The following is a 2,504-nucleotide window of genomic DNA, read 5'->3' as shown; positions in this document are numbered from 1 at the left end:
TCACCAAATGGGTGACGTTGTTTTAAAGAAAGTGGCAAACGTTCTGCGCAATAATATTCAAGATGGAGAGTTTGTGGCGCGTTTTGGTGGTGAAGAGTTCATTCTTTGGTATCCAAATAGTACACCAAGTTGTGTTGAAGATAAGTTCATGACTCTTTTGCAAGAGATGAAGAAAATCACACTGGATAGAAAGCCAGTCACTATATCAATCGGTGCGTGTCATTTTGAGTTGAGTACTGGAGATAGCAAAGGGGAGAGAATGTCGGTATTAGACTCGCTAATCAAAGTTGCCGATGAATGCCTGTACATTGCTAAACAAAATGGACGAGATCAGTTTATATCTCGCCCATATCATCAAGAACACTCAGACTCGTAAGTTGAAGCTGTCAGCTCTTAAAGCTCAAAGGTTAGTTCTTAACTGAATAGATAAGGGAACAACTTACGACGCTCTTCGGGTGTTAAAGATTCAACTCTCGCGATGTTGGTATCAGGAATCGCTTCAGGGTTGGGGTAGTGCTTCAACACTTTTTCCATACTCGCTTCACGAATCAAATGGTAAACCGGATACGGAGAGCGGTTAGTAAGATTTTCATCGTCTTCTGGATCCGCACCACCAAAGCAATAGTCTGGGTGGAAGGTTGCCACTTGATAAACGCCTTCCCAATCTTCTTGCTTGATCAAGGCCTCAATCCAATCAATGAACATGTTGTAGTCGAAGAAATCTTGCAGCATGTTAGGCACAACCACCAACGTCGTCTCTAATTCTGGGACTGGCGTGTTATCTAACTCTACGAAATGCGTCATGATGTCTCCCAACAACGCTTCTTCCGTATTTGCTTCACTCACAAAGATCTTAATCTGTTTATTGCGTTGCGGCTTGGCTGCGAATGGACACAGGTTTAGGCCAATAACGACATCGTCTAACCACTGTTTTACTTGGTCATGGATGGTTTGAAGATCTGAGCTTTGAGTGTTCGACATAACAGGTTCCGAAATGAAATTTTGCGTAGGATATCAGAACGGACGTTAATCAAAAGCAATAATTGAGTTACAACCTCGGTCGTACTTATGCTTGTGCGAGTTTAGAGGCTGACACTTGAAGTTGTTTTAACTGGTAGACCCATGCAAATATCGCGACATAAAAGATAGACCCACCGGCGATAACACCATTCCAACCGAACAACTGCCAGCAATATAAGAGTAAGAAACCACCTAAGCTCCCGCCTATGTAATAGTGAACTAAGTAAAGTGCCGTTGCTGTCGCTTTCGCGCTCGGTGCTTTTTGACTTACCCAAGAATAGGCTAGGGTATGGGCGAAGAAAGCTCCGCCACTGATCAATAACAACCCAGCTAACATGAATGGGACTTTGTCGACGGCAGAAACCAACATACCAATTAAGCTGATACACACGCCGATCAATATACCGTTTAACGTGTCAAAACGAAGTGTCCATTTATTGGAAAGTTTAGAGGTTATCGTACCGGCTAAGTAACATAGGAATATCAGCGAAGCTAAACCAACGGGTACCGAGTGAGGTGCAGATACAAGCCTGAAGCCCATTACTGAGTACAAGTTAACGAACAGAGCAAAGTTAGCGCCACCAATCAACATCGCGAGCCACAAGGTACGGTTTCTTAAGTGCATCACAACCGAGCGGTTATGATGAAAGAACAACCCTTTCTGAGGTTTGAAGTTTTGTTGGTCAGGCAGACTATACGCAATATAGAGTGCGCCAAGCAAAGAGCCGACAACGAAAAACAGAACTGTTGCATGCCAGTCGAAATAGTCCGTAATCAAGCCACCCAATACACGACCGAAGATGCCACCTAATGAGTTAGCCGCAATATACCCACCAATCGCGATGGCGAATGCCTTAGGTGACAACTCTTCAACCATATAGGCAACAGCCACACCTGCAAATGCAGCGACTGCGATTCCCATGAATGCTCGAGCAATAACAAGCTGTAGTAGAGTAGTCGTGAACACCATGCTCAGTCCAATCAAAGGAATAGCGAACAGACTGAACAGAATGATGGGCTTTCGGCCAAAGGTTTCAGATGCGATTGCCCAAGGCACCAAACTGATGGAAAGCCCAAGTGTTGTCGCGGCAAACAGCCAGTTGATCTGAGTTTCCGATACTTGGAAGTGCTCGGCCATGTGCGGCAAGATTGGCTGAAAGAGATAAAGGTTACAGAAAATGATAAACGATCCAATCGCCAATGATTGGGTGATACGTTTGTATTGAGGGCTGCCTTTATCAAACATTTACGTTGTGCCTGCGCGAGTTAGTAAGCTATTTGTGAACAAGTTATCAGTACAATAGTGATTAAAGAAATATATTAAAAATATCACCTCTATATAATTAATATATCGACATGCTTGAATCAAAACCACTTCGACATTTTCTGGCTGTTGCTCAGTTTGGCAATTTCACTCAGGCCGCCAAAGCGCTGCATATCGCACAGCCTGCATTGAGTATCTCCATTAAAAAACTAGAGCAGAC

4 protein-coding genes are annotated in these 2,504 nt (G+C 43.8%); 2 read left to right on the top strand and 2 right to left on the bottom strand.

The window, feature by feature from the left end; translation table 11 throughout:
* Window positions 1–376 (top strand): GGDEF domain-containing protein (locus AB6D80_RS24635; RefSeq protein ID WP_372189898.1); only part of this gene is annotated, 376 nt, incomplete at its 5' end.
* Window positions 377–414: 38 nt separating this feature from the next.
* Here the strand turns inward: AB6D80_RS24635 and AB6D80_RS24630 are convergent.
* Together AB6D80_RS24630 and AB6D80_RS24625 are read right to left on the bottom strand one after the other, a co-directional pair.
* Entirely contained in the window at window positions 415–981 is a 567-nt protein-coding gene (locus tag AB6D80_RS24630) for a DUF1415 domain-containing protein (protein ID WP_135384408.1), read from the bottom strand.
* 85 nt (window positions 982–1,066) lie between these two features.
* Window positions 1,067–2,266 (bottom strand): MFS transporter, encoded by a 1,200-nt coding sequence (locus AB6D80_RS24625; protein WP_371703519.1) that lies wholly within the window; start codon window positions 2,264–2,266, stop codon window positions 1,067–1,069.
* A gap of 110 nt (window positions 2,267–2,376) precedes the next feature.
* Here AB6D80_RS24625 and AB6D80_RS24620 point away from each other — a divergent pair.
* A partial coding sequence (locus tag AB6D80_RS24620; RefSeq protein ID WP_372189899.1) for a LysR family transcriptional regulator occupies window positions 2,377–2,504 on the top strand: 128 nt, incomplete at its 3' end.

It is taken from the genome of Vibrio sp. 10N.247.310.17, assembly GCF_041466605.1.
Taxonomy (GTDB): Bacteria; Pseudomonadota; Gammaproteobacteria; order Enterobacterales; family Vibrionaceae; genus Vibrio; species Vibrio tasmaniensis_A.
This window is presented reverse-complemented; position numbering and strand designations above follow the sequence as displayed.

Bases quoted from the DNA above. Each gene is read 5' to 3' on its own strand.
- AB6D80_RS24630 (WP_135384408.1), bottom strand. From the start codon at position 981: ATGTCGAACACTCAAAGCTCAGATCTTCAAACCATCCATGACCAAGTA.
- AB6D80_RS24625 (WP_371703519.1), bottom strand. From the start codon at position 2,266: ATGTTTGATAAAGGCAGCCCTCAATACAAACGTATCACCCAATCATTG.